Annotated in this window: 22 protein-coding genes and 1 pseudogene; 3 read left to right on the forward strand and 20 right to left on the reverse strand. The window is 44.8% G+C overall.

Annotation, left to right across the window (positions count from 1 at the left end; genetic code table 11):
• Window positions 1–226: 226 nt before the first annotated feature.
• Window positions 227–718, forward strand: a complete 492-nt coding sequence (locus ABEQ74_RS26435; RefSeq protein ID WP_430125213.1) for a hypothetical protein — start codon at window positions 227–229, stop codon at window positions 716–718.
• A gap of 167 nt (window positions 719–885) precedes the next feature.
• On the opposite strand, the gene ABEQ74_RS26440 is transcribed toward ABEQ74_RS26435, so the two are convergent.
• Window positions 886–2,013 carry an NAD(P)/FAD-dependent oxidoreductase gene (locus tag ABEQ74_RS26440; protein ID WP_430125214.1) on the reverse strand — a complete coding sequence of 376 codons (1,128 nt, stop codon included), beginning with the start codon at window positions 2,011–2,013 and terminating at the stop codon, window positions 886–888.
• 90 nt (window positions 2,014–2,103) lie between these two features.
• A complete protein-coding gene (locus ABEQ74_RS26445) occupies window positions 2,104–3,594 on the reverse strand; it encodes an Lsa family ABC-F type ribosomal protection protein (RefSeq protein ID WP_430125215.1) in 1,491 nt (496 codons plus the stop codon).
• A 518-nt stretch (window positions 3,595–4,112) separates the two neighbouring features.
• On the opposite strand from ABEQ74_RS26445, the gene mscL reads away from it, so the two are divergent.
• Window positions 4,113–4,514 carry a large conductance mechanosensitive channel protein MscL gene (mscL, locus tag ABEQ74_RS26450; protein WP_430125216.1) on the forward strand — a complete coding sequence of 134 codons (402 nt, stop codon included), beginning with the start codon at window positions 4,113–4,115 and terminating at the stop codon, window positions 4,512–4,514.
• A 231-nt stretch (window positions 4,515–4,745) separates the two neighbouring features.
• Window positions 4,746–5,192: an OsmC family protein gene (locus ABEQ74_RS26455; RefSeq protein WP_430125217.1), complete on the forward strand. Its 447-nt coding sequence runs from the start codon at window positions 4,746–4,748 to the stop codon at window positions 5,190–5,192.
• Window positions 5,193–5,309: 117 nt separating this feature from the next.
• On the opposite strand, the gene ABEQ74_RS26460 is transcribed toward ABEQ74_RS26455, so the two are convergent.
• The 18 genes and pseudogenes from ABEQ74_RS26460 to ABEQ74_RS26545 all read right to left on the reverse strand — a co-directional run bounded on the left by ABEQ74_RS26460 (window position 5,310) and on the right by ABEQ74_RS26545 (window position 23,269).
• Entirely contained in the window at window positions 5,310–5,996 is a 687-nt protein-coding gene (locus ABEQ74_RS26460; protein ID WP_430125218.1) for a DNA alkylation repair protein, read from the reverse strand.
• A gap of 142 nt (window positions 5,997–6,138) precedes the next feature.
• Window positions 6,139–7,290 carry an NAD(P)/FAD-dependent oxidoreductase gene (locus ABEQ74_RS26465; protein WP_430125219.1) on the reverse strand — a complete coding sequence of 384 codons (1,152 nt, stop codon included), beginning with the start codon at window positions 7,288–7,290 and terminating at the stop codon, window positions 6,139–6,141.
• A gap of 71 nt (window positions 7,291–7,361) precedes the next feature.
• Window positions 7,362–8,078, reverse strand: coding sequence for an SAM-dependent methyltransferase (locus ABEQ74_RS26470; protein ID WP_430125220.1), 717 nt, complete (start codon window positions 8,076–8,078; stop codon window positions 7,362–7,364).
• Window positions 8,065–9,222: a type III polyketide synthase gene (locus tag ABEQ74_RS26475; RefSeq protein ID WP_430125221.1), complete on the reverse strand. Its 1,158-nt coding sequence runs from the start codon at window positions 9,220–9,222 to the stop codon at window positions 8,065–8,067. The genes ABEQ74_RS26470 and ABEQ74_RS26475 overlap by 14 nt, the downstream gene beginning before the upstream one ends.
• Before the next feature lie 261 nt (window positions 9,223–9,483).
• The gene (locus tag ABEQ74_RS26480) at window positions 9,484–9,741 is read right to left on the reverse strand and encodes a hypothetical protein (protein ID WP_430125222.1); all 258 of its coding nucleotides are present in this window, start codon (window positions 9,739–9,741) and stop codon (window positions 9,484–9,486) included.
• Window positions 9,742–10,090: 349 nt separating this feature from the next.
• The gene (locus ABEQ74_RS26485; protein WP_430125223.1) at window positions 10,091–10,582 is read right to left on the reverse strand and encodes a hypothetical protein; all 492 of its coding nucleotides are present in this window, start codon (window positions 10,580–10,582) and stop codon (window positions 10,091–10,093) included.
• A 40-nt stretch (window positions 10,583–10,622) separates the two neighbouring features.
• Entirely contained in the window at window positions 10,623–10,994 is a 372-nt protein-coding gene (locus tag ABEQ74_RS26490) for a DUF4181 domain-containing protein (RefSeq protein WP_430125224.1), read from the reverse strand.
• A 334-nt stretch (window positions 10,995–11,328) separates the two neighbouring features.
• A complete protein-coding gene (locus ABEQ74_RS26495; protein WP_430125225.1) occupies window positions 11,329–12,453 on the reverse strand; it encodes a GerAB/ArcD/ProY family transporter in 1,125 nt (374 codons plus the stop codon).
• 17 nt (window positions 12,454–12,470) lie between these two features.
• Window positions 12,471–12,710, reverse strand: a complete 240-nt coding sequence (locus ABEQ74_RS26500; protein ID WP_430125226.1) for a hypothetical protein — start codon at window positions 12,708–12,710, stop codon at window positions 12,471–12,473.
• A gap of 9 nt (window positions 12,711–12,719) precedes the next feature.
• Entirely contained in the window at window positions 12,720–13,910 is a 1,191-nt protein-coding gene (locus ABEQ74_RS26505; protein ID WP_430125227.1) for a Ger(x)C family spore germination protein, read from the reverse strand.
• Window positions 13,911–13,969: 59 nt separating this feature from the next.
• Window positions 13,970–15,559 carry a spore germination protein gene (locus ABEQ74_RS26510; RefSeq protein WP_430125228.1) on the reverse strand — a complete coding sequence of 530 codons (1,590 nt, stop codon included), beginning with the start codon at window positions 15,557–15,559 and terminating at the stop codon, window positions 13,970–13,972.
• 187 nt (window positions 15,560–15,746) lie between these two features.
• Window positions 15,747–17,183: a DUF4179 domain-containing protein gene (locus ABEQ74_RS26515; RefSeq protein WP_430125229.1), complete on the reverse strand. Its 1,437-nt coding sequence runs from the start codon at window positions 17,181–17,183 to the stop codon at window positions 15,747–15,749.
• Window positions 17,184–17,206: 23 nt separating this feature from the next.
• Entirely contained in the window at window positions 17,207–17,713 is a 507-nt protein-coding gene (locus ABEQ74_RS26520) for a sigma-70 family RNA polymerase sigma factor (protein ID WP_430125230.1), read from the reverse strand.
• A gap of 671 nt (window positions 17,714–18,384) precedes the next feature.
• Complete coding sequence (locus ABEQ74_RS26525) at window positions 18,385–18,900, reverse strand: DUF3189 family protein (RefSeq protein ID WP_430125231.1); 516 nt, start codon at window positions 18,898–18,900, stop codon at window positions 18,385–18,387.
• 152 nt (window positions 18,901–19,052) lie between these two features.
• Complete coding sequence (locus tag ABEQ74_RS26530; RefSeq protein WP_430125232.1) at window positions 19,053–20,135, reverse strand: Gfo/Idh/MocA family protein; 1,083 nt, start codon at window positions 20,133–20,135, stop codon at window positions 19,053–19,055.
• Window positions 20,136–20,390: 255 nt separating this feature from the next.
• Entirely contained in the window at window positions 20,391–21,368 is a 978-nt protein-coding gene (locus tag ABEQ74_RS26535; RefSeq protein WP_430125233.1) for an N-acetylglucosamine kinase, read from the reverse strand.
• Window positions 21,369–21,610: 242 nt separating this feature from the next.
• Window positions 21,611–22,039, reverse strand: a pseudogene (locus ABEQ74_RS26540) (two-component sensor histidine kinase); the annotation flags it as partial.
• Between the two features lie 9 nt (window positions 22,040–22,048).
• Window positions 22,049–23,269, reverse strand: a complete 1,221-nt coding sequence (locus ABEQ74_RS26545) for an amidohydrolase (RefSeq protein WP_430125234.1) — start codon at window positions 23,267–23,269, stop codon at window positions 22,049–22,051.
• Window positions 23,270–23,333 lie beyond the last annotated feature (64 nt).

Genomic DNA, 23,333 nt, shown 5'->3' on the forward strand with positions numbered 1-23,333 from the left:
TCATGACATGGATAATCCGCACATCTGCCGGAGGTCCGTAAATTCATCTAGGTCCACTGATATTCGCTTATAACTTTTCAACCAGGATTCGTTCAACTTTTAAAACTTTAGGACTAAGAATTCATAAAAAACGGAATGTTTTCTGTAAATGTTCACAGAACGTTCACTTACGAGAGGCTTTCCCCGATCTCTATAATGACTAAGGTAACTAGAAAGGATGATGAAATTGCCAGCAACAAAGAAAGAGCATATTTATTTCGGGTTGATGATGTGCACGGGAATGGTCATTTTCATGACGATTTACAATCTGATCACCAACGGATTAATTGGAAAGATATCGTTCATGGCCATACTCATGCAATTGATATTGGGCTTTGTAATAGCCTTCTTGCTGGAATCGTTTGTTGTGGGACCCACAGCAAAGAAAATTGTATTTTCCCTAATGCGTAATAAATCCAGCAAGATCCTTATGGTTGTCTTGATGGCACTATGTATGGTGATCGGCATGGTTACCTTTATGTCCATGTACGGACTGGCTTCCGCTTACCATGCAAACAGCATTGCTGGAGGCTCTTTGCTTAGTAATTACTTCTCCATACTCCTGAAAAATTTTATTTTTGCCCTGCCGCTTCAGCTTCTCATTGTAGGACCGACAGTTCGACTTATATTCGGCAAGCTCAAGGCGAACCAAGTGAACAAATCACTATCTACTGTTTAACAGATTGGACTACAGTCATCTCAACATTAAAAAGCCGCGAAATATTCGCGGCTTTCATCATACTAAATAGTCAGTTTCTGTTTGTCCTCGTGTTACCTATGGCCTCTATATCGGAAGTCTGCCTTCCATGACTGGCTTGAACCAAATCCGATTGTGTTGTACTTACCTCAACTCTCTCCTAGCGCCGAGCGAATATCATATTCACGGATGTCGATATCGAGTGGCAAACCCAGCGCCAGCTTCGCCAATTGACTACCGATAAATGGCCCCATCGTCAGTCCGGACGCGCCGAGTCCGTTGGCCGTAATCAGGCCTTCCCATCCAGGGACAGCACCTATAACCGGGAGAAATCCGGGTGTGAACGGACGAAAACCTACACGTACTTCCTGAAATATGCTGTCTGCCAAACCGGGTGCCAAGGCCAATCCTTTATTCAGGATTTCCTGCATGCCACCGGCAGTTATTCTCGTATCGTAGCCATTGACTTCATTTTCGTGAGTCGCCCCGATCACAATTTTCTGATGATCAAAAGCGAGCAAATACTGATCCGAAGGCGGCATAATAACAGGCCAGTCACCTGTATTTTGCTGATCAGACGCCTGGATATGCATGATTTGCGCTTTCTGATAGCGCACCTGAAAATGGATGCCTAACGGCTGAAGCAGCTGATTCGCCCATGCGCCGGCACAAACGATGACTTCATCAGCCTCAAAGCGATCGTCACCGACAGCTGCTCCCGTTACCCGATTAGCCTGATATAACAATGCAGCGTCCCCGTTTATAAGCTTAGCCCCATTCCTCTGCGCAGATCGGATCAGCGCGTCGCGCAGTGCTCGACCATCAACGCGGGCGGCACCGCTAATATGGACGGAATGATAGCCTTCGCCAAGCAGTGGAAAACGCTCATGGGTTTCTTCCTCATTCAGCCGGGTAATCTCACCAATCTCGGGAGCATCTGCCTTTCGGATATGAGCCCGATCCTCCATCTTGGAGATTTTGTCCAAATCCTCATGAATACTCAATGCGCCAACTTGGGCATAGCCTGTTTCGGTTTCACCTTCGCGGATTAGTTCTTGCACTAACTCAGGGTAAAAACGCGCCCCTGCTTTGGCTAATTGGTACCAAGCCTGATTTCGCCTCTGTGATAGCCAGGGGCAGATAATACCTGCCGCGGCATCCGTAGCCTGTCCTTTATCCTTACGGTCTATAATAACAACTTCGGCTCCTATTTTTGCCAACTGGTAAGCCGTCGATGCTCCTAATATTCCTGATCCTATGACGATCACTTTCTTCATGCCTGACATTCCTTTCCCTAAATCGCTGTATCCATTATAGCGAATGCGGATGGGATGTATAAAGTTTTACTTATGCAGGGCATGTTCGGTTTACATAGTTCCTTCAAGCTCAACGAACTTCGTTGCCACATTTTCGCAAAATGCACGGTCATGCTCAACGAACAGAATCGTTGGTGCATATTCAAGCAGCAGTTCTTCAATCTGCATACGGGAGATCACATCAATAAAATTAAGCGGCTCATCCCAAATATGCAAATGAGCGTGCTCACTAAGACTTTTAGCAATCAGCACCTTCTTCTTCTGTCCTCCGCTATAAGTCGCTATATCCTTCTCAAATTGAAGTCTGGAGAAATCAAGCTTTCGTAATATCGATTTAAACAGACTCTCATCAATACCGCAGCTGAAGGCATAATCCGATAAACTGCCCTGAAGGTGGGACGTCTCTTGGGACACGTAGGATATCTTCAGTTGATTGTCTCTTGAAAGTTGTCCAGTATAGGGAATATCCTCCCCGTTTATCAGTTTAAGGATGCTGGATTTTCCTGAACCGTTTTTACCCGAAAGGGCAATCCGGTCCCCTTTTTCGATGGCAAAACTCAAGTTATCGCACACCTGCTTGGAGCCATAGGAAATCGATACATTTTCCAGCTCGACCAGTTGTTTTTTGTGGTAATCCAGTTGGAATATCTGCAGACTCTCCGCGCTTTCAATATTTTTAAGAAGCTTTGACTTTTCTTCAATGGCCGATTGCTGCCGCTGCTCCAAGTTTTTAGATCGCTTCATCATTTTGGCTGCCTTGTGGCCAATATACCCTTTATCTACCTTCGAGCCGGAATTGCGGGTACCGTTCTTCGATTTTTCCACCTCATGCGACCAACCTCCAGTCCTTCTGGCAGAATCGGTTAAACGTTTAATATCCTTCCTGAGTTTCTCGTCGCTGGCAAGCTCAAATTCATCCTGCCGCTTTTTGTTCTCCCACCATGTGGAAAAGTTTCCTTTCTGGATTTCGATATTGGTTTTATTAATGGAGAGAATATGGTCCACACAATGGTCGAGAAAGGACCTGTCGTGAGACACCAGAATAAACCCTTTTTTCTTGCTGAGATATTCACTCACCAATGTTCTCGCATGCATATCTAGATGATTCGTCGGTTCGTCAATCAACAGAAAACGATTCTCCTTGATGAACAGCGCCGCCAGCATCACTTTGGTTTGTTCTCCACTGGACAATAAATTAAACGGCTGGTAGAGAATATCTTCCGAGACCTTTAACAAGTTGAGCTCGCGCACGATTTGCCAATGAACATATTCCGGATAGATTTCCTCAATCACATCGATGGTGAGATTTTCCTTGTGCTCGACATGATAAGGGAAATATTCAAAACTTACGGAAGCCGAGATCGTTCCGCTGTATTCGTACTTGCCCAGCAGCAGGTTCATGAATGTAGTTTTCCCTCTGCCGTTTCTTCCGGTAAATCCTAATTTCCAATCGGTATCGATTTGAAAGCTAACATTTTCGAATATCGGGTCATAGCTGCTATCATAAGTAAACGAAAGGTTTGAAACATTGATTAATGACATTTTTCTCATCCCTCTATGGCAAAATTTCAGAACGAAAAAAAACACAAAAAACACCAGAGTTCCGGTGCATTTTCGCGCTTACATTAACCTAACTATACCATAAAGAAACTAAGCGACAATCAAGCCATCGCTAAGCACAGTTGCGTATTAAGTATAGAAGGATAAAGTTCCGGTATCTGATTCATTATAGTGTGAACCTTGTCTAAGTTGCTTAGTATCGACAGGTTCACATAAACATCTACAACCTCTAGCTCAGTCATCGCTTTATCCCTCCTCTATACAATCCCGTTATATTTCGAATAATAAAAACTTAACATGGATATAAATCACGGTCAACCTGTATACCAGGCTTATTAACCGATGAAGCACACCTCCTCATACAGTAATCCTTGGTAGAAGTAAAAATGCCATGAAAAAATATGACCTTGTGATCTTGCACATTGAGCTGGTTGCTGTTAGGATATTTCGAGTGGCAGTATGCTGCCTAATATTATGGATTGAAAAGCAGGTGAATACATATGAACTTGTTAAAAGAATTTAAGAGCTTTGCCCTCAAAGGGAATGTCCTGGATTTGGCCATAGGGGTAATCATCGGGGCAGCATTCGGCAAAATCGTCTCCTCTCTAGTGAGCGACATCATTATGCCTGTCATCGGATTACTTCTGGGCGGTGTGGATCTCTCCGGATTAAATGCGACCATCGGGGATGCAACCCTTACATACGGTGTATTTCTTCAAACGGTAGTGGACTTTCTAATCGTATCATTCTCGATCTTTATGTTCATTCGGACTCTCAATCGATTTAAACGAAAAGAAGAAGCCAAACCGGAAGAACCACCTGCTCCGTCAAAGGAAGAAGAATTATTAACAGAAATTCGCGATTTGCTGAAACAGCAAAATAACGCGTCCGACCGTTCTTAGTATCGCTGCAAGAGCATGTTCTCCTTACGAGACATGCTCTTTGTTTTTTTGGACTCCTTCACCTTTCTTCTAATCTCACGCAATCGCTTCAGCCCCTCCTCTTCGCTTGATTACTAATTTCTTATTGACAGATAAGAGCTGCAAAGATATAATCCACATTAATCATACAAGAAAAGTCGGTTTTTATAGTGTGAAGCAATTCTAACATGGATATTAAGGAGCGATACAACAATGCCAAACGTTCAAACATTCAAATCAACAGCTCACTTGCAAGAAGGAGTCAGAGTCGTCACTCGAGCAAGACAATTTGAACTTATCATCGATGAACCCGCCAGCCTCGGCGGTACAGACACGGGTATGAATCCTGTGGAAGCATTACTCGCCTCTTTGGGAGCATGCCAATCCATTGTAGCGCGTGTGTATGCCCCTAAGTTCGATGTAGTTCTCGATGATTTCAGGGTTGATGTAGAAGGAGATCTGGATCTCGACGGATTCTTTAACCGTTCTGACGTGCGCCCAGGTTACTCCGATATTCGTTATACGTTCTACATTAAGACTTCTTCACCCACCGAGAAGGTTGAGGCATTCGTAGAATTCCTGGAGAGTAAATGCCCTGTAGGCGATACGATTGCCGCACCCGTTAATCTCAAGCTGAATCGGATCGTAATCGAAAATTGAGTCGAATTTTCAGATAAAGTACATAGAAGGCTTCAAGGTTATACATGACAACGTTGGAGCCTTCATTATATTTAACGGGAACAGGCGGTATCAACTTACTATAGAATGAAATAGGTCTTACGAGGAAAGCATTGTTCGCTGAACCACTTTTAGGGCCTCACGTTTACTTAGATTTGCTAAAGAGTTTGACTCCACGAAGTTGATTACGGCGTCGGGGTTATATTTGCTGTATTGGCGGAGACTCCAACCTATCGCTTTTTGAATGAAGAATTCATTCGAGTCCGCAGTTAAAGTAATATAGTGGAATAGTCTTTCCATATCCGTCTCCTGCTTATACTTTAACTGAAACAAGATTGCCGATCTCTGCAGCCAAAGGTTGTCTGAACGAATCCATTCATCAGCGATCCCCCGCTGTTCAGGAAATTTGTTAAAATAATGCCCCGCATGATTTGAAGCGATATGGTCAACCGTATCCCACCATGATTTATGGACCGTCATATATTCAATAAGCTTGATGTCATCCAGGTGGAATTTTCGCTTTCTCATATCCATGATCTGCAGCGCTACGCACGCCATTTCCCTTTCGTCCATGCTCCATAGCTTCGTAATCACTTCGAAAACCTGATCTTCCTGCGGAAAACCATATTCATCAAGAAATTTCTTGGTTAGCTCTCTTCGCAGAGGCGACTGTATGCCATAGAACTCAAAGTGATTGCGCATATACCCTTTCATTTTACCAGCCAAAACATCATTTCGATGCTCTGCAAAAAGACTTCTTAGCTGCTCCAGATCTGCTATGTTCATGAAAACGACTCCTTGTTCCATGGGCTAATATTGCTTTGTTTAGCATCATTTATTCTGTCATAATAGATCTCATTATACAATGATAGGCTCCGTGATTAAATCTATTCTGACCATACAACCCAAAAAAGCCGCAAATAGCGGCTTATCTTGTTGCGATATCCATCTCTGATAATCGGGTAGCTTTTACGATATAGGTTGCCAGTCCGGGCATCATCCGGGCAATGCGTGGATAGAATCTGTTGGTTCTGGCAAAGGCCAAGCTTTGGATTCTCCTCGCCCTTCTGACAAGCTGACCAAAGGTGCGATTCGCTTCATCCGTATATTGTTGTTTCCATTCATCGAAGCTGATTTCTTCATTTAGATACTTGTTAGTCCACACTGAGCATAACCATGCAGACCGCAGAGCAACCGACATTCCATCTCCACAAAGGGGCGGAAGCATGAGCATGGCATCGCCAATATGCGGATATTGAGACCATGGCTCCGGTGTATTGGATAAACGAAGCGGGGCTATCGATACCTGGGTTCCTGGCACAGGTTCTCCTTCAGCCATTCGGTCAGCTAACCTTTTGTTCGTACTGGAAGCAGCTCGGAGAATTTCCGGAACCGACTTACCACTTCCCCGAACCGAATTCAGACTAAGCAATGCAGCCACATTGACGGTTCCATTCTCGATTGGCGAGATCCCGACATAACCACCGGTGCAAAAATACAGCTCCACCCGTGAAGTCACGTTCAAGCCGCTATAATGAGATTTTACGCCAACATATACGGTGTCATCCCGATATCCATCAGGGGAAGCAACACCTTGGGGTCTTTTGGTGCCATATGCTCCAATAATAACCCTAGCCTCATACCGAGCAGACTCCTTTCCCTGCTTCGTATTGACCTCGTAGTGATGATCACCACGTTTATGAATATTGGTCACCGTAATGCCGGTAACAATCTCCACCCCCATACTTGTTGCCTTCTCATGCAGAATACGATCCAGCTCATAGCGGCTTATACCTGTTGCCTGCCCCGGAAGTGGTGCCGTTATCTCACCGCCGTGAGGCATCACGATTTTGGCATGATCCATTATTGTGGGGTTAACCTCTTGGACAAGCAGTTCAACACCTAAATAATTCAGCATCTCGCGGGTTTCAGGTGACATGAATTCCCCGCAGGTTTTGTGGCGTGGAAAAGCTTGGCGATCCAGTAAAATCGTACGATGTCCCTGCTTCGCAAGCTGTAGCGCACAGCTGGTGCCAGCCACTCCAGCTCCGATGACAATGACATCCGCTTGCTTCAACATCGAAAGAATCCCTGCCTTCCTATAGCATGATGAAGTTGTTGACGCAGTAAGCAGTGGATTAGAATATATCTCTACGGATCATTCGGAATGACAACGGAATAGCGGAATAACGGCTTCCATTCATAGGTCATCGTTTCATGCTGGAGCCGCTCTTTCAATTCTCTCCAATCTCTCCCTGTGAATCCCTTGGCAACCGATAGCGGCCCGTCATGGCGAATGTAACGATTAGCTGAGATCATGCGGGTGGTAAGCCAGACTGCTGTATAAGGTAACAGATGCCGGTGAATATCATTGATCACAACGCCATGGATGGAGGCCCGAAGCATATGCGAAACAATCTCAATGAGCTGCTCTCCTTCGAAATGATGAATGAACTGGGAACCGGTCACAATATCGGCGGAGGCATCCGGGACCTCTTTCACGTCGGCGAGCCGTACTTGAACTCTTGGTTCATGACGAAACAGCCGTCTTGCCTCATCACATGCTTCCTCGGTTTTATCCACTAAGGTAATGTTCAGCTGTATCTCCTTTTGATCCGACCAACGCAGCAGCTTCTGATTGACATCTCCGGAACCGGCGCCTACATCCATGATACTCAGCGTGCTCGGGCAGCCCATCGATTTCCATAACTTCTCGACACCGGATAACGTTGGCCCAGGCGCCGCAAATATCCGATTCAGCCGCCTTAGATGCTGAAGCGCTTCGCTCAGCTCTTCTCCTCCCATGCTGAAGTCATCCATAAGCTCATCTTCCCGTGCACGGTAGGACAATGTTCTAAAGAAGGACATGATCCTGCTCCTTAATTGATGGTGCATAAGCTTTGACATACGTAAAACGCATAAGCTCCGCTGTCAGACCAGGCCCAAAAGCCATAGCTACCCCTTCCGCCGAAGCTTTATTCCGAGCATGCATTTCTTGACGCATAGCATTCAATACAAACATAATCGTTGCAGAAGACAAATTCCCTACCGTTCGTAGAATGTCCCTGCTGTAACGGGTTTGTTCATCGTTCAAGTGCAGCACCTCTTGTACGGAATCAACGATGCCTCGTCCACCCGGATGGATGGCCCACAACTCGGGAAGCGTATCGTTTATTGATAAAGCACGCAGCTCTGCTTCCAGATGGGTACCCAGCAACTTGGGAATACGCGGGGATAAGAACAGATCAAACCCCCTATTACCGATCTCCCATGTCATATCCTCCGTCGTATCAGGCAACAGAACAGAATAACCTGCACCGAGCTCCAGATAATCCTGATGATGTGTTTCAGGGGAACCAATGACACAGGAAGAAGCTCCGTCTCCGAAGAACGAAGATGCAAACAAAGCCTCCCTCCCCTGAACGGGCTGAAAATGAAGGGTACATAGCTCGACGCTAACCACAAGTACTTGGGCGTCCTGCTTTCCCAAGACCACATCCCGGGCCATTTGAATGGCCTTGAGACCGGCCGCACAACCTTGGAAGATCAGCGGCAGCCGATTCACTCGCGGAGATAGCCCTAAATGACGGATCAGCGCAACATCCAGTCCTGGTTGATACTGTCCCGTACAGCTAACGGTTATGAGATGGGTGATTCGTTCGGGTGACATTCCGGCATCCCGAAGTGCGTTCCGTGCTGCTTCTATACCTAGGGGAGGAGCTTCTCTTTTATATGTATTCATTCGCTCCTCAGTAGTCGGGACACCGTTCTCGTCAGGTGAAGGCATGTAGCGGCATTCCTCAACTGGCCCCAGGTAATTGGATTCGCAAGTATAACGTTTTTCAACACCGCATGATCGAAATACCTTACGGGCAAAGCGAGCCAGATCAGGTCGATCCTGCAAAGTTGAGGCAATCAAATCTGCAATATCCGTCTGTGCCACAGCGTGCACAGGCAAAGCTGTGCCCATTCCAAGGATCGCGACATTCGATGTACCAGTTATGGGTTTCATGCTCAAGCCTCCTATATTGTCCTGTATTATTCATGATTGCCCTCCAGCGGCATAACAGAATGCATTCAAAGTCTTTCCTCTGAGGTTAGGATAACCCGAATATCACAACTTATATCCATTTAAACTAATCACTTACAGCAATCGTAAGTACAAATGAAAAAAAACCACGTTTGGCGTGGTTTGCAGGATCTTGTTATTATTGTCGCTCATCACTTAATAGCAATTGTCATCGCATCGAAATGCCGGATCTAAGGATGAATATTAATTGAACAAACTTTCGAGAAATTCGGCTAAATTCCGGAAACGGCTTTCACTGTGTCCTACATAAGTCCATACTTCTTGTTCCAATTCTTTCCCGTTGCCTGAATAAGGCCAAACCAAATATGCGATATTTCCATCTTCTATGCTTGCGTATGCTAGAAGTGAGAGCTGGCTTAAAGGAAAGGTTGCTGGCGCCGAATCTCCCCAGTCCTCCTTATGCGCCTCATAAGCATCGATTACATCTTCTTTGTCCATCATGTCACTGATTTCACCTAAGCTAGGAAAATACCAAGTCAAGTCTTGAATCTAAGTTGCATAACTATATCTCTCTCGAAGCATCGGCGTTAATTCCATGCTGCCGCCGTTCAACAATGGGACAGCAGCATCCATCCCCCCTATCGATTCTATACTTTTTTGATGGTTTGCAACCGGATAATACATATCCATGAGTCCGGATTCTTTAAGCAGGTTCTACACTTCTAACAGGCGGTTTGAGTATGTTTCTTTTAACTTTTGGAGCAGTTGTGTAATGTCCCGGTTGACCATATACCATTGGATATTCCTCCTGTTTTTGAAAGGTATCGTGAGCCTCTATTATTCAAATTGTTCATTTGTCATCGTTTGATGACTCCACAAGGTTCACATATCGTTTTATTCTCTGCTCAAATAATGTCTGATAGGTGAATTTCCGCGGGTACAGATCTTCACGGAGCCACTCGCTTAATGCGGATTGTCCTTCCTGGTATCGAATTGCATATTCACATGCATCATAAAATTTACGGGATATCCGGCGTATCTCCCGATCTTCAAACTTACTTCGCCAACCCATTCGAATCAAATCCATCTGATCTAGTGGATCGCGATATGTATCCAGCACGATGCAGGAATTCGAATCCAACGTCTGCTCATATACGAGAACATGGCCGCTATTCACGGGACTCTCGAAATAACGCTCGTAAATATCCGATACCGGAACCGAGATGCCAAGCCAATCCATGACCGATTTGAAGTTCGGATGGACTTGATACTCATCTGCCCACTCATCTGGATACCATACCAGCTCAGACATCGAAGCAGTTAAACTGAATTCATAGTTCATTACGCTCCCCCATATTTGCAAAGGTGTACGTTTAACATTTTCAGAGATTCGTTGTACCAAATAAAAGGATACAAACCATTAAAAGTGCAAACAGAATGAATACTCCTGCCAATATGAATGAAACTTGGTGACGAATGGTTTCCCGTATGTATTTCCACTCCATATACCCACGAAAACAGTAAAGAACTGCTAATAAAAATGGCCATACGGGATAAGGTCTGCTCCTATCCATCGTCCATATGAGAATAAGAATAGGAATCAATAGAGCCCATGACCCCAAGAGAAACCCTCTATAAACCGGCGTGTCCCTCATTTCCTCCTCGCCTACATCAATGATCTTAGGCAGGACCCACTGGCCCACTAACAACACAAGTCCAATAAAATAGTATAATCCCTCCATACTCCTCCTCATGTAGGTGGCTATGAACCTTTAAGTAACTTTTTATCCTGGTTCAATGCTGCTTTCAACATCGCCCCTGGATAGTATGTACATTAAGATTATAGTAACAAAAATATGAAAAAAACCCAATATTACTGTGATTCAATCACTGATTTAGTAGAGAAACACTTTTTTGGGGCAACATTGAAAAAACCGCATGATTCATGCGGCTTCACACTATAGTTAACATAATATAATTTATGTCAACTATTTTCCCGGGCACGACTTTCTCCACGTAAATAGTTTTACGTCTTACCTAGAATAATCCTCACTGGATTATCCGATAACTTGTTCAAACCCCTAACATTCAGGCCGAGTTAGATGATTTTTTTGACTTCTGTGGTCGCTTTTTACGCAGAAAATGCAAGCATAGCAAGAGTAACGGAAAAAGAAACCCCACCGTAATCGTATAAGGGCCCCATGTCTTTTCATTAAATTGGGTCTCGTAGGGAACATTGGGGTATATGAAAACGGAAACCATCGCCATAATCCAGCCAATCGGCAGTACCAGCGGCTGATAATTCTTGATATTAAAAATTTGGCTTAAGCCGATGGTAATGGCGTAAATATACAGAGAGATGCGAAAAAATAAAGTGATAAACCACATAACAGCCATTACGGCTTCGATACGCTGTAGAAAATTGCCGATATTGATTTTCTTGGCCAGCATGTAACTGGGATATTGATTCCGTGCTGTTACTTCTGGTCCCAAGACTAGAATTGACAAGGCAATAATCATAAACAGCACCAACCCTCCGATCAGGGACCCGATGTATACGGCTTTGTGAGTATCCTCCGCGCGGTTAACTGAGCCTGGGTAAATGATCATCAGTACGATGTTGGGCAGGAAGGCTATGCTGACAAACGAAATCGCTGCCGGAATTATTGGACTAACTCCTGATTCCAAAATAGGCTGAGCATTCTCCCATTTAATTGTCGATAACAACAAGATGCTCATCGAGATGAACAGAAGCAGGAACCAAGGAAATAGCAGCTCCGCTGAACGGGCAAGCACCTCTAGCCCTAAGCGTACACCCAGTATAACCAATAGCCCGAAGAGGTATATAATTGCCTGTATCGGGGTTTCCGGAAGCATCTGAACTGTCATGAAGAGGCCAACATCATGTAACACGGGAGCGGGTCCTCCCAGAAACAATGTGACCAAGAATAGGAGGTTCACCGTTTTCCCGATCCATTTACCTAACAGCTTCTCGGACAAGCTCAGCAGGTTGGTTTCCGGGTATTTTCTGGACAATTGCCATTGCACGGTGAGAATGATGAACCCGAATCCCATCCCAACGAGAGATGCAATCCAAGCATCCTGTTTCGCCATAGAAGCCATACCTGAGGGGAGGATCAGAATGGCACTCCCGATAAGATACATTGCAGTTAATATGCTCACTTGACGCAGAGAAATTTTAACTTTGGGCATCATTCCTGCTCCTTTTCCTATCGAATCAAGCCTACCGCTGAGAGCAAATCACTGAACGGTTTGAATACCGCCGTCATGAGAACCAAGGGAGTTGGAATTTCCTTCAAGATGGTTTGAGCCACACTGATCCCTATAGCCAGAAGCATGAATGCCGCAAACCCCCAAATCTCCCTATATTCCTTCTCCTTGCGCATCCTCGGAAGTTCCAACCAGGTTAGAACCGCGGCAACGATGGCGATGAATGTATAACTCAGCATGACTTGTCCTCATTCCTTAAGTTCATTTAGAAAAGAATCATTCGTTGTACCCGTTCCGCGAATTTTGTAATCAACGCTTACATGAGTTACAAGGGAGCTGAAATAACGATCATCCCATTCTTGCTCTATTCTTTTCCAAGTTTTCGGATGAGAACGGTGAAAAGTCTCACCGAAACCAAATATGTCAACTTTATGCTCGGTCTGCACTTTATCTATGACTTCTTCCAGAATTTTTGTTACTTTCTCTTCCATGTCGACTTCAATCTGTCGTATCGTTGAAGGTTCAGTCAAATCCAACCCGCTGCATTCCACAGAACCGATATTTCCTTCAAGGCTAACCTTAATATCCAGCTCTGGACGAGAGTCAACAAGTCTTCCCTTCAGCTTGGTGTCCGTGCGCAATGTCTCCAAGACGACTTTTCCTTTGTTTCTGCAGGAAACATAGCCTACAGAACTTTTAACATCTCCTCTAATCAGCCGATATCCTCTACTTTCCTTCTCATTCAACCAGCCAATTAGTTTATCGAATTTGAAAACAGCAAGCCCTGAATATTGCAATTGGCTTGGAGTATAGATGTCTTCTACGTTCTTCTTATCTTCTCCGATTTCCTTATCACCCGTTACCATTAATCCAGTGAGGACGGGGTGCTTTCCTGTACTGGTTATGCCATTGATTAATTCATCCAGAGTCACGACCATGCTGGGTGACCAGGACTTATCTGAAACCTGCAGAGAGTTATAAAGTTTATTGGCGGGAATGGTTTCCATAGGAGTCATGATCTTCAAGGCTTCTTCTGCCGTTGTTCCTTTGGTAATTGCCAGATAAAAATCGGGTCTGAATTCATGATCTCTTGCTAACAAGTCCAGAACTTTAGCTACCCCTTTCCTTGCCAATGCCTCATCCATAAGGAATATCCTTAAATGGGAGAAATAAATTTTTCGGGGACTGATCTGGGTCATCCTTCGTGCCGCCTCGAATATGGTATCGCCCTCTGCCGTATACAAGGTGGCAGGGGCCTGGGGACTTGCGCCTCGTTTGGAAGTCACTTGCCCGGGAATGGCGACTTGAACCGATAAACGATATTTGTTATCCACCCAGTCAACCCCTGCGCCTACCGCAATAGCCAGTTCATTCAATTCTCTGCGATTCCAGCAGCTGCTCAGTAGAAGCGCAATGACAATCTGCAAGAGAATTATCACTAAAATCTTTTTCCTCCGCTTCATTTAACTCACTCGCTTTCTTGCTGATCTTGATGTATTTATTCGCGCGATTTGCGCGGAGGAGAACTTACTTTTCGAGTCATATTATTCTGATTGACCAACCGTGGACGCTTGGTTAACAACCAATGTGGCAGTCGCAAGATCGTATCTTTTTGTCCCTCCGGAATTAATGGCGCGAAAGGAGACAGGTAAGGAACTCCGAACGAGCGAAGGCTGCACAAATGCAGCATAAGCGCGATAATCCCAACAATAATGCCATAGAGGCCAAAGGAACCGGCGAGCGCCATTAATGGAAACCGCAGCATCCGGAAGGCGATGGACATATTGAAGGAAGGAACAACAAAGCTGGATATCGCTGTTATGGATACAACGATTACCATGGCAGGAGAGATGATACCAGCCTCAACAGCTGCTTGCCCAATTACAAGCGTACCTACGATAGAAATAGCCGATCCTATATTTTTAGGGAGCCGTACACCAGCCTCACGGAGAATCTCGAAGGTAACATCCATGAAGACGGCCTCCACAAACGCAGGAAAAGGGATTTGCTCCCGCTGCCCCGCCAGCCCAAATAATAACTGTGTGGGCAGCATTTCTTGATGAAACGTGGTTATAGCGATGTAAAGGGAAGGACCGAGCAATGAGATGAATATACTTAAATACCGCAGTACACGTAGAAAAGAACTGATATCAGCGCGCTGATAATAGTCTTCGGCTGCATGCAGGAAAGAGACAAACAGTGCTGGAACGATCAATACAAATGGAGTGCCATCCACAATAATAGCGATTTTCCCTTCCAGAAGCTCAGCGGCAACCACATCAGGACGTTCGGTATTATATACCGTAGGAAATGGTGTCAGCGTTTTATCCTGGATCAATTCTTCGATATAACCGCTCTCCAAAATGCTGTCCACATCAATTCGCTGTAGCCGAGCGCGGACTTCCTCGACGATTTTATCGTTTACAATGCCATTGATGTACATTATTGCGACATCCGTTTGGGTAATTCGTCCAATCTGCTTCGTCTCCATCCAGAGATTAGGATCCTTGATTTTCCTACGAATCAAGGATGTATTTGTGCGCAGCGATTCCGAAAAAGCTTCCCGTGGACCCCGCACAACATTCTCCGCAGACGTTTCCATAACGCCACGATCTTTCCATCCCCGGGTCCCTGCTGCCATGCCATGATCCAATCCATCCATCAGAAGAATCGTATCTCCCGACAATAAGGAGTGGAATAATGCCGGGTAATCATTTATCGTTTGAATCTCTTGATTAAATGCAGATATTTGCTCCCACAGCAGGCGACTATCCCAGGACTGCGATGTTTCCGGTTCTTCCCCCATCGGTGATTTAGTCATGTCAGCTATGACCATCATGATATTATCCGAGATCATCTTTGGGTCCGCGAGACCGTCCGTGTAGAGGATAGCAATATGGCATTCTTTCTCTGCACCAATAGAGATCTCTCTTATAACGATGTCGGTACTGTGACCAAGGGATGCCTGGATGTGCTCCAGACTTTCCTTTAAACTCCCCTTCAAAGCATCGAAATTCTTTGAGTCTGCCTGATGGGTATCTTTTGTGTTGTTTTGGCTGGAGTGATTGGTGCTTCTACGATTCCGCATGCAAACCTTCTTCCTCTCCTAGATGCTATTCCCCCATTATTGCCGAAGAGAACAAGCTGTAAACTTAGATGGTTTCTTCTCATCACAAAAAACCCCTCTAGTCGACAATGCAGAGTTCAAGATAATTTTGATCTCTATTACACTGTCTGCCTTGAGGGGTAATTCATGATCCATAAGATAGATCACTTTATTTGTTCAGCAGCTCTACCGCTTGCGTATCCTTAATCGGAATCCAATATTGTTTGACCTTGATCGTTAGCGGCTGAGGATACTTTACTGCTTTCTCTCCAAAATTATAAGAAGTCTGGTCCTCAATCGTATCGTCCTTAACCGACATGAGGAGTCCACTATGACCAATGTTTTCAGGTGATAATCTGCTATGTTTAACTCCTGTGGCATCGGTGAAGCTGTCTTCCAGCCACATCCCGAAGCTTTCTGCAGCTTGGGCATTTTCAAGCTTGCGCAGAAAATACACTTCTCCTGCTCCTGATGGTTGATCTGAGTCAAACATTTGAAGATGATTATCTGGTGCTTCGATGATTTGCTTTTTGTTCAGATCAACGACAATTTTAAGCTTATCCTTATTCACAGCAGCGATACCGAATGTTTTTAACGATAATGTACCGAGCTGATCGAGCCGGCTGGACTTATAAACCAGCGTAACTTTGGAATCATCCCTTAATGTAGATTGAGGATAGTATAACTTTTCAACATGTTCTCCCCGTTTACCAATGAGAACCGGGTTCAGCAATTTATAAATCTGTTTATCGTTCGCTTGGTTATATTCCAAGTCCACATAGGTGTTCAAAGGCGTAAACAGTAATTGACGAACATTTATTTTTTGTCCATCTACCGTCAGCGTTCGATTCGGAGAATAAACGCGTTCCTTGTCTTTGAACATATTGGGTTCAAGCTGTAATGAGATGTCCATGCTGGTTACATACTTTTTGCTATTTGAATTTAGCGCTTGTGTTGATGTATCTGATAAGGAAATGTGGATTTTTGCTTCATTCGTATAAGGATCGTTTGGCAAAAGATCAGTGGAATAAACATAATAGGAACTTTGCCCAGCTGAAATCTGCCCGCTTCCGCTCAAATTGTCGAACCTCGCGCCGAATGAAGGTGCCACGTAACCTCCAAACTCAAGACTGAAGCCTCTCAGTATGATATCTACATCTTTGTGATTAATTACATTAAATAGGACATGAGCTTTACGACCATCAGTAACAGCTCCCAATAGTTCTACAGCATATCCATTCTTCTCCGCGATCAGGTTGATTGGCTTGACTAATCCGCCTTCAAGCGTCTCTCTCAGGGAGCTGTCCCTTAAAAGGTCAATTGGGAACGATTCCAGACCATTCATGCTGCTAATGCTGGAGGTTTGAACGTTTCGATCCTGAATCTCTGTGAACGGAGAACGATTCCCGATAACCAATAAAAGAACGACTGCAGACATTGCTGCCAGAATACCGATGCTTACAGAGTACTTACGACGCTGTTCGCGTTTTCTCCCCTGCTGCATTCCTTCTCGGACTGCAGTGGAAAGTTCCGATTCCGGTAGGGAATTGGCCTTCTCATTCAGCACCGTTGAATCTTTCATAAGCTGATATTCTTTGTCCAACATATTGCTTCGCCTCCCTTATCGCCCTACACATAATTTCGAAGCTGCTTCAACCCTTCACGCAGCCAGGTTTTAATCGTGCCTTCCGGTTTTTTAAGCACTCTTGCAATCTCAGCAGTGGTCATATCCTGGTAATACTTCAGCATGACGACGTGCCGATACTTATTTTTCATCCGACTCATAGCTTGAGCAAGATCGATTCGATCAGTGCTTTGCATCTCCTCAACAGCTTCTTCCTTCACAGTGTCCACCGGGATCATACGCTTTTTACGCCGCAGCTCGTCCATACAGCAGTTGATTGTGATCCGGATCATCCAGGGGGCAAATGCTTGTTGATCCTTGAGCTTTTTACGTTTCATCCATGCTTTGCAAGATGCTTCCTGCACCATTTCCAGCGCATCCGCTTCGTTTCTCATATAACTGAGTGCAACTGAATACAATCTTCGTTGTTCGCTTGATAAGTTATGAAAGAAGACCTCTTCTTCTATCACTTTTGAATCTGCTGTCCTGATTTCCTTCATCGTGTTCTCCATCCCACAGTCCCCCTTTCTTCTATCTATGTTTAATGGGAAACAAGCCTCGATTCGCTCTCCTCTTAAAGTAAGACGCAGCTGGGCATGAATTCGATTGATTTTTCAAAAGAAAAATCATGTGAGAAAACAAAAGGACGATATCCTGGAAGTTGATTGACCCGGATATCATCCTCTAGTTCATCATTCTATCGTTTATGATTCCTTGCACAGTTCTTTAGTCTTACCGGCAGCTGCAAGATAGGCATGTTTATTTCATCATGCGTCTCAACTTCTCATATAACCTACGATTCATGTAGGCGAACAATTTGGGAATCCAGTATAATATGAACACAATCAAGGTGGTAATGATAGTCATTAGAACTATTGTACGAATAGTTAATAAGTCTTGAAAGATGCCAATCCCCAGCAGTATCAGATATATCAAGATAACGATCCATACTCCCATCCTGGAATAACGCTTCATCACTACCACATTCCCTTCATTATCAATCAAGCTAGTATCCTGAGGTATACCTTAATTAGCGGCACCCTATCCAAATTGTACCAAACGGGCTGCATTCTCACGATCACTTTTCGAACATTTGTCCATAAAAAAGAAGATGACCCGATTCATCCAGGTTCATCTTCGGATGGTACTTCGATACGGCTACGTCTGCCTTAATCTTTACGAGCTAAGAAGAAAAGTTCTTGTTATCGATCACGATAACACTCTCCGTTCCGGACCTTGAAGCTGCCGTTTGTTTCGTATGTAGGACCAGTTCCCGGATAAGGTTGCAGCACTGCTTCGCACCTGTTAGCAGCATTGGGTCGCCAACTGCACTCAATTTCAATCGTTTAGTAAGAAATCCGCCAATCGTCATGACGAATGGAACCGTAGGCGACGTATTGGAGAATACGATGGGCTCAGTATTCTGATATTTGTCCTGCAGAATATGGCTAAGATTACTCAAGGCCGGTATGACATTTTTGGATGAACCGCGCCCCAAGGTATATACGGGATTGCCGTTCTCATCCAGGCCATGGAATATGAGCCTTCCCATATCGGAAGTTTTGAGTTTATTGAAATAGTTAACTCCCAGAATCTCTTCCGTCGAGAGCGGTCGGTTCGTGGGTAATTGATTCAAATGATAAGCTGCTGCGAGCGAAGTCGTATGAGTCCCACCATAATCATTGTATATAAAGATCATGACACTAACCTGCTTTCATATTTTATGAGGTTAGTATAACCCTTAACGTGCATCTCATTCGTTTGAATTTGTTTTGAATCATTGCTTGTTTTACTTCATAAAAAATAAAACAAGCCCTGAATTATCAGGGCTTGCTCATAAGGATTCTGTAATTAATCCAAGTAAACGGCTTTGCCGGTTTTAGCGGATTCATACAGAGCTTCCAGTATCCGTGACACAACATAGGCTTGTTCTGGAGTAACGACAGGATCTTTATCCTGTTCAATCACCTCAATCCATTTTCTCATCTCCACGTCAGGAGCCTCTTCCTTCTTGCCGTCATAGAATGCAACGCCGCCGGAACTTAATTCGATTTCATTCGTATATAAGCGGCTGAATTTCTCACCGTTAAGGCGTAGGCCATTCTTCATATCGGCGCCGCCCTCTGACCCGCTAAGAGAACATTTGGCTTCATCGATATCAAGCGTATTGAGCGCCCAGCTGGATTCCAGCATAATGGTAGCACCGTTCTCCATCACAATCATACCGAAAGCGGAATCTTCAACGGTGAATTTTTCGGGATCCCAAGGTCCCCATGCGTTTGCCGCGTTTTCTTTACGGGACAACTCATGGTATGTCGTACCCAGGACAACCTTCGGCTTGTAATTATCCATCATCCAGAGAGTCAGATCAAGAGCATGTGTACCGATATCGATAAGAGGCCCGCCGCCTTGCTTCTCTTCATCCAAAAATACGCCCCATGTTGGAACTGCTCTTCGACGAATCGCATGCGCCTTGGCAAAATAAATATTTCCGAGTTCACCAGCTTCGCATACCTGCTTCAAATAAAGACTGTCTTCACGGAATCGATTATTGTATCCGATCGTCAATTTCTTGCCTGTGCGCTCGGCGGTTTCCATCATCTTCTTGGCATCCGCAGCTGTCTTCGCCATCGGCTTCTCACACATAACATGCTTTCCTGCTTCCAGTGAAGCAATGGAAATCTCGGCATGAGAATCATTCGGCGTCAGCACATGGATAATATCAATGCTCTGATCCTGCAGCAGCTCCGTGTAATCGCTATATACTTTCGCGTCCTCAATCCCGTATTTACGCGCCGCTTCTTCTGCACGCTCAACAACGATATCACAGAATGCGACCAATTCTACGTTCTTTAATCTGCTTAAGCTGGGCAGATGCTTTCCGTTTGCTATTCCGCCACAGCCAATAATTCCAATACGATACAATTTAGACATGATCGATTCACCATCACTTTTTCGTAATTTGATAAACGATTGCTTCATCCAGCCATCCATAGGTCCTTTAAAATGCAGGCGGATACTATGTAATTCTATATTGATAACATCCACATATAAGTTATCACATCTTGCTGATTTTGATAGTCCAACTATGCGACAATTCCTATTTAAAATTACGACATCGTGTTCATGTTCAAATATTTACCAAGTGAATTAAGTTTACATAACATTCGTTATGTAAACATTATATTCCTAACATCTTGCATGAAGATGTTTGCGCATAGATTCAATTGTATGTTCATTCACATTCGTACCTAAGTTACGAAAAGCAAGAAGAACAGCGCCTGCCGCAGCCGATAACTGGGGAGTTATGAATTCATACTGTTTATTATGACTTAATTTCAAGCTGTCCCTAAGTTGTGTTGTCATATAAGGACAGTTTATGACACTGCCAATGCCAGTTACAGATATGTGATCTTGCTGGAAGTATGAACCTAGAATCTCGACCCCTATCATAATTTGCTTCATGGCCTCATCGCATACGTTACGAGCTAATCTGCTCCCAGCTTCAGCTGCCGAAGTAACAAGCGGGGCCATTTCCCCAAATTTCTTATCTCGCTCTTGTCGGTCTTTGATAAAACCCGTCAACGCCAACATTCGCAGCTGCTCCATGTTCTCGACATTCCAGAATGATTGAATATGGCCGACCAACGCCTCATCCGATGGATCATTCATTCCAGCCAGCAACTGATATACGGCATCATAGGATAAAAATCTCGCAGCGCTGGCGGCATAATGGTGAAAATCCACATTTCTAATAGGAGTTTCTTGTTCGGTAATACCCAGAATCATCGATCCGGTCCCTGACACGACAACGATTCCCGGCTTCCCCATAAATGCGCCGGCGTGCGCGACAACCGAATCGTTCACATACCATTTTGGACAATCAAGTCCTTCGATCGCGGTTAAACGAGTGACCCATTCCATATCCTGTTCCGACTCATAGCCGGCTATACCTGCGTATAGACCCTTAACTTGATTCAATTCGCAGCCCGCCATGGTAAGGGACGAAAGAATCGTTTGCTGTACATTCTCGTGTGAATTGCTGTCTTTATGAATTGAAGAGGCTCCGCCAACCGTATAAGCGAGAACATTTCCATTCAAATCGCAGACCATGACGCGCGTATGCGACCCGCCACCATCAATTCCAATTACGACCTCATCCTTCATAGCTAAGCCCCCCGTGTTTTATATGGCTCTTATAATCCTGTAATATTTCGACAATTGCTGCTAGATAGCTTCAACATCAGGGATGAATTCTCCTCTTTACGTTTAAGGAAAGGGAAGAATAGTCACATTGCCGGTATCACCATCATAAAAAGAATAGGACGAGCAGTTAAGCTCATCCTAATAAGGTGTATTTATGACTCTCTTTCTTGGTGTGTATTATTCTACAGTCAGTACCAACCACACTTGGCATAAGCATAGAACTACTCCCCGATATAAGGGTATTGCGAATCTGATTGTTGTTCAGGTCATACGGAGGCAAGTTTGCTTCCAGTTCAGGCTGGTTCATTGTATTAGACTCAAACTGGTCGTTTTCCCTGCGGACAAACAATCCAGCTCTTACGGTTCGCAGGTTAAAGTCATATTCCGTCAGCAGCTCCGTGTCCTGGAGTTCATCCGGTTCATTTTTTGGCCAAATATATTAATTCTAGGAAAATAGACTCCTCCTGCTCTGTGAGCGGGTTAATCTGATAGTGTACCTTATAAAAATCCTTCACCCCATGAATGTCGCCGGAAGTCGCGATGGTAAACAAACATGCAGTGAAGACAAAAACCAGCAAGCTGATAAGCAGCATGCCGGTAAAGGACAACAATAGCTTGATTCTAATCGACATCAACATTGCCTATAACGAACCGGAAACGATCTGTCCCTGAAACATCGTCGCTACGCGTTTGGATCTTCTCGCAACGGCTTCAGCTGAACATGAAGCTTGTACGAATACAATGCTCGCAACATCACCGATCTTCGGCCATATCTGTTCCCCGTCATGGTTTAGCGGAGTAGTTCCGCCCGTAATATATTGAAGTGTTTGCGCTAAAGAACGTTCATCCACCCACCTGGATACTTCCGCCAGGCGGCCAACGCGCTCCAATATGTCCCCATTACCGAATGGCGACCACACATCAAATATATTATCGCACCCGACTGCTACCTCTACACCATGCTGGTGCAGTAAACCAACCGGTGGAAACTTTCGGTCAATCGGTACGCTTGTAATAATGGCAACCCCGGCATCTGCGAGCAGTTCCCCCATTTGCTCTGCTTGGGATGCAGAAATATCGCCAAGACCAAATGCATGGCTGATCGCAACCTTGCCTTGCAGTCCAGCTTCAATGGTCAACTGAGCTAATCGCTTCATCGTGAAAGTTCCCAGATGGCCAGCATCATGCAGATGCAGATCGATTCCTGCATTTGCTTCGACTGCCAGCTCCACCATCTGTTGCAAGGATGCTTCAATATCGCCATCCACCGTTGCCGGGTCAACCCCGCCAACCAAGCCTGCTCCGCTGCGAAGTGCTTGTCTCACTAACTCCGCTGATTTAGAGCGCAGCAAACCATGCTGCGGAAAAGCAACGATCTCATAGGATAACTTTCCTTCATATGCACGTAATGCTTGCTGAACCGCATCTAGATTATCTAACCCGGCTTCCGGATAAATATCGACATGCGTACGCACATGAGTTATGCCGGACTCCAAGTAGATTTGAAGCAGCTGCTCCGCACGCTCTTGCGTCATCGTATCCAGCGAAGGAAGCGTTGCTTTCTCGATATCCAAACGTTCGAAAATGCTGGGCACCGGCGTCACGGAACGCCACCGGTCGCCAAGCAGCGTTTTATCCAAATGACAGTGCTTCTCGATAAAGGATGGCAGAAGCAATAACCCCTTCACATCTTGCTGAGGCCATTCATCTGCTATAATTGTGTTCGAATCTACGATTGTCGCGATTTTTCCATTCTCTATGAATAAATGGCGGATCTCTGTCTTTGTTCCTGTAATCACGCCATCTTGAACTTCATAGCCGCTTTCTAACCGGGCATTTGTTAACCAATAGGTTGAATTCATATCTATCCTTCCTCTCTACTCTTGCCAGATATACGATTATGCTATCACAGGCAAAACCATATGG

This window comes from Paenibacillus solani (genome assembly GCF_050475945.1).
Classification (GTDB): Bacteria; Bacillota; Bacilli; order Paenibacillales; family Paenibacillaceae; genus Paenibacillus_AQ; species Paenibacillus_AQ solani_A.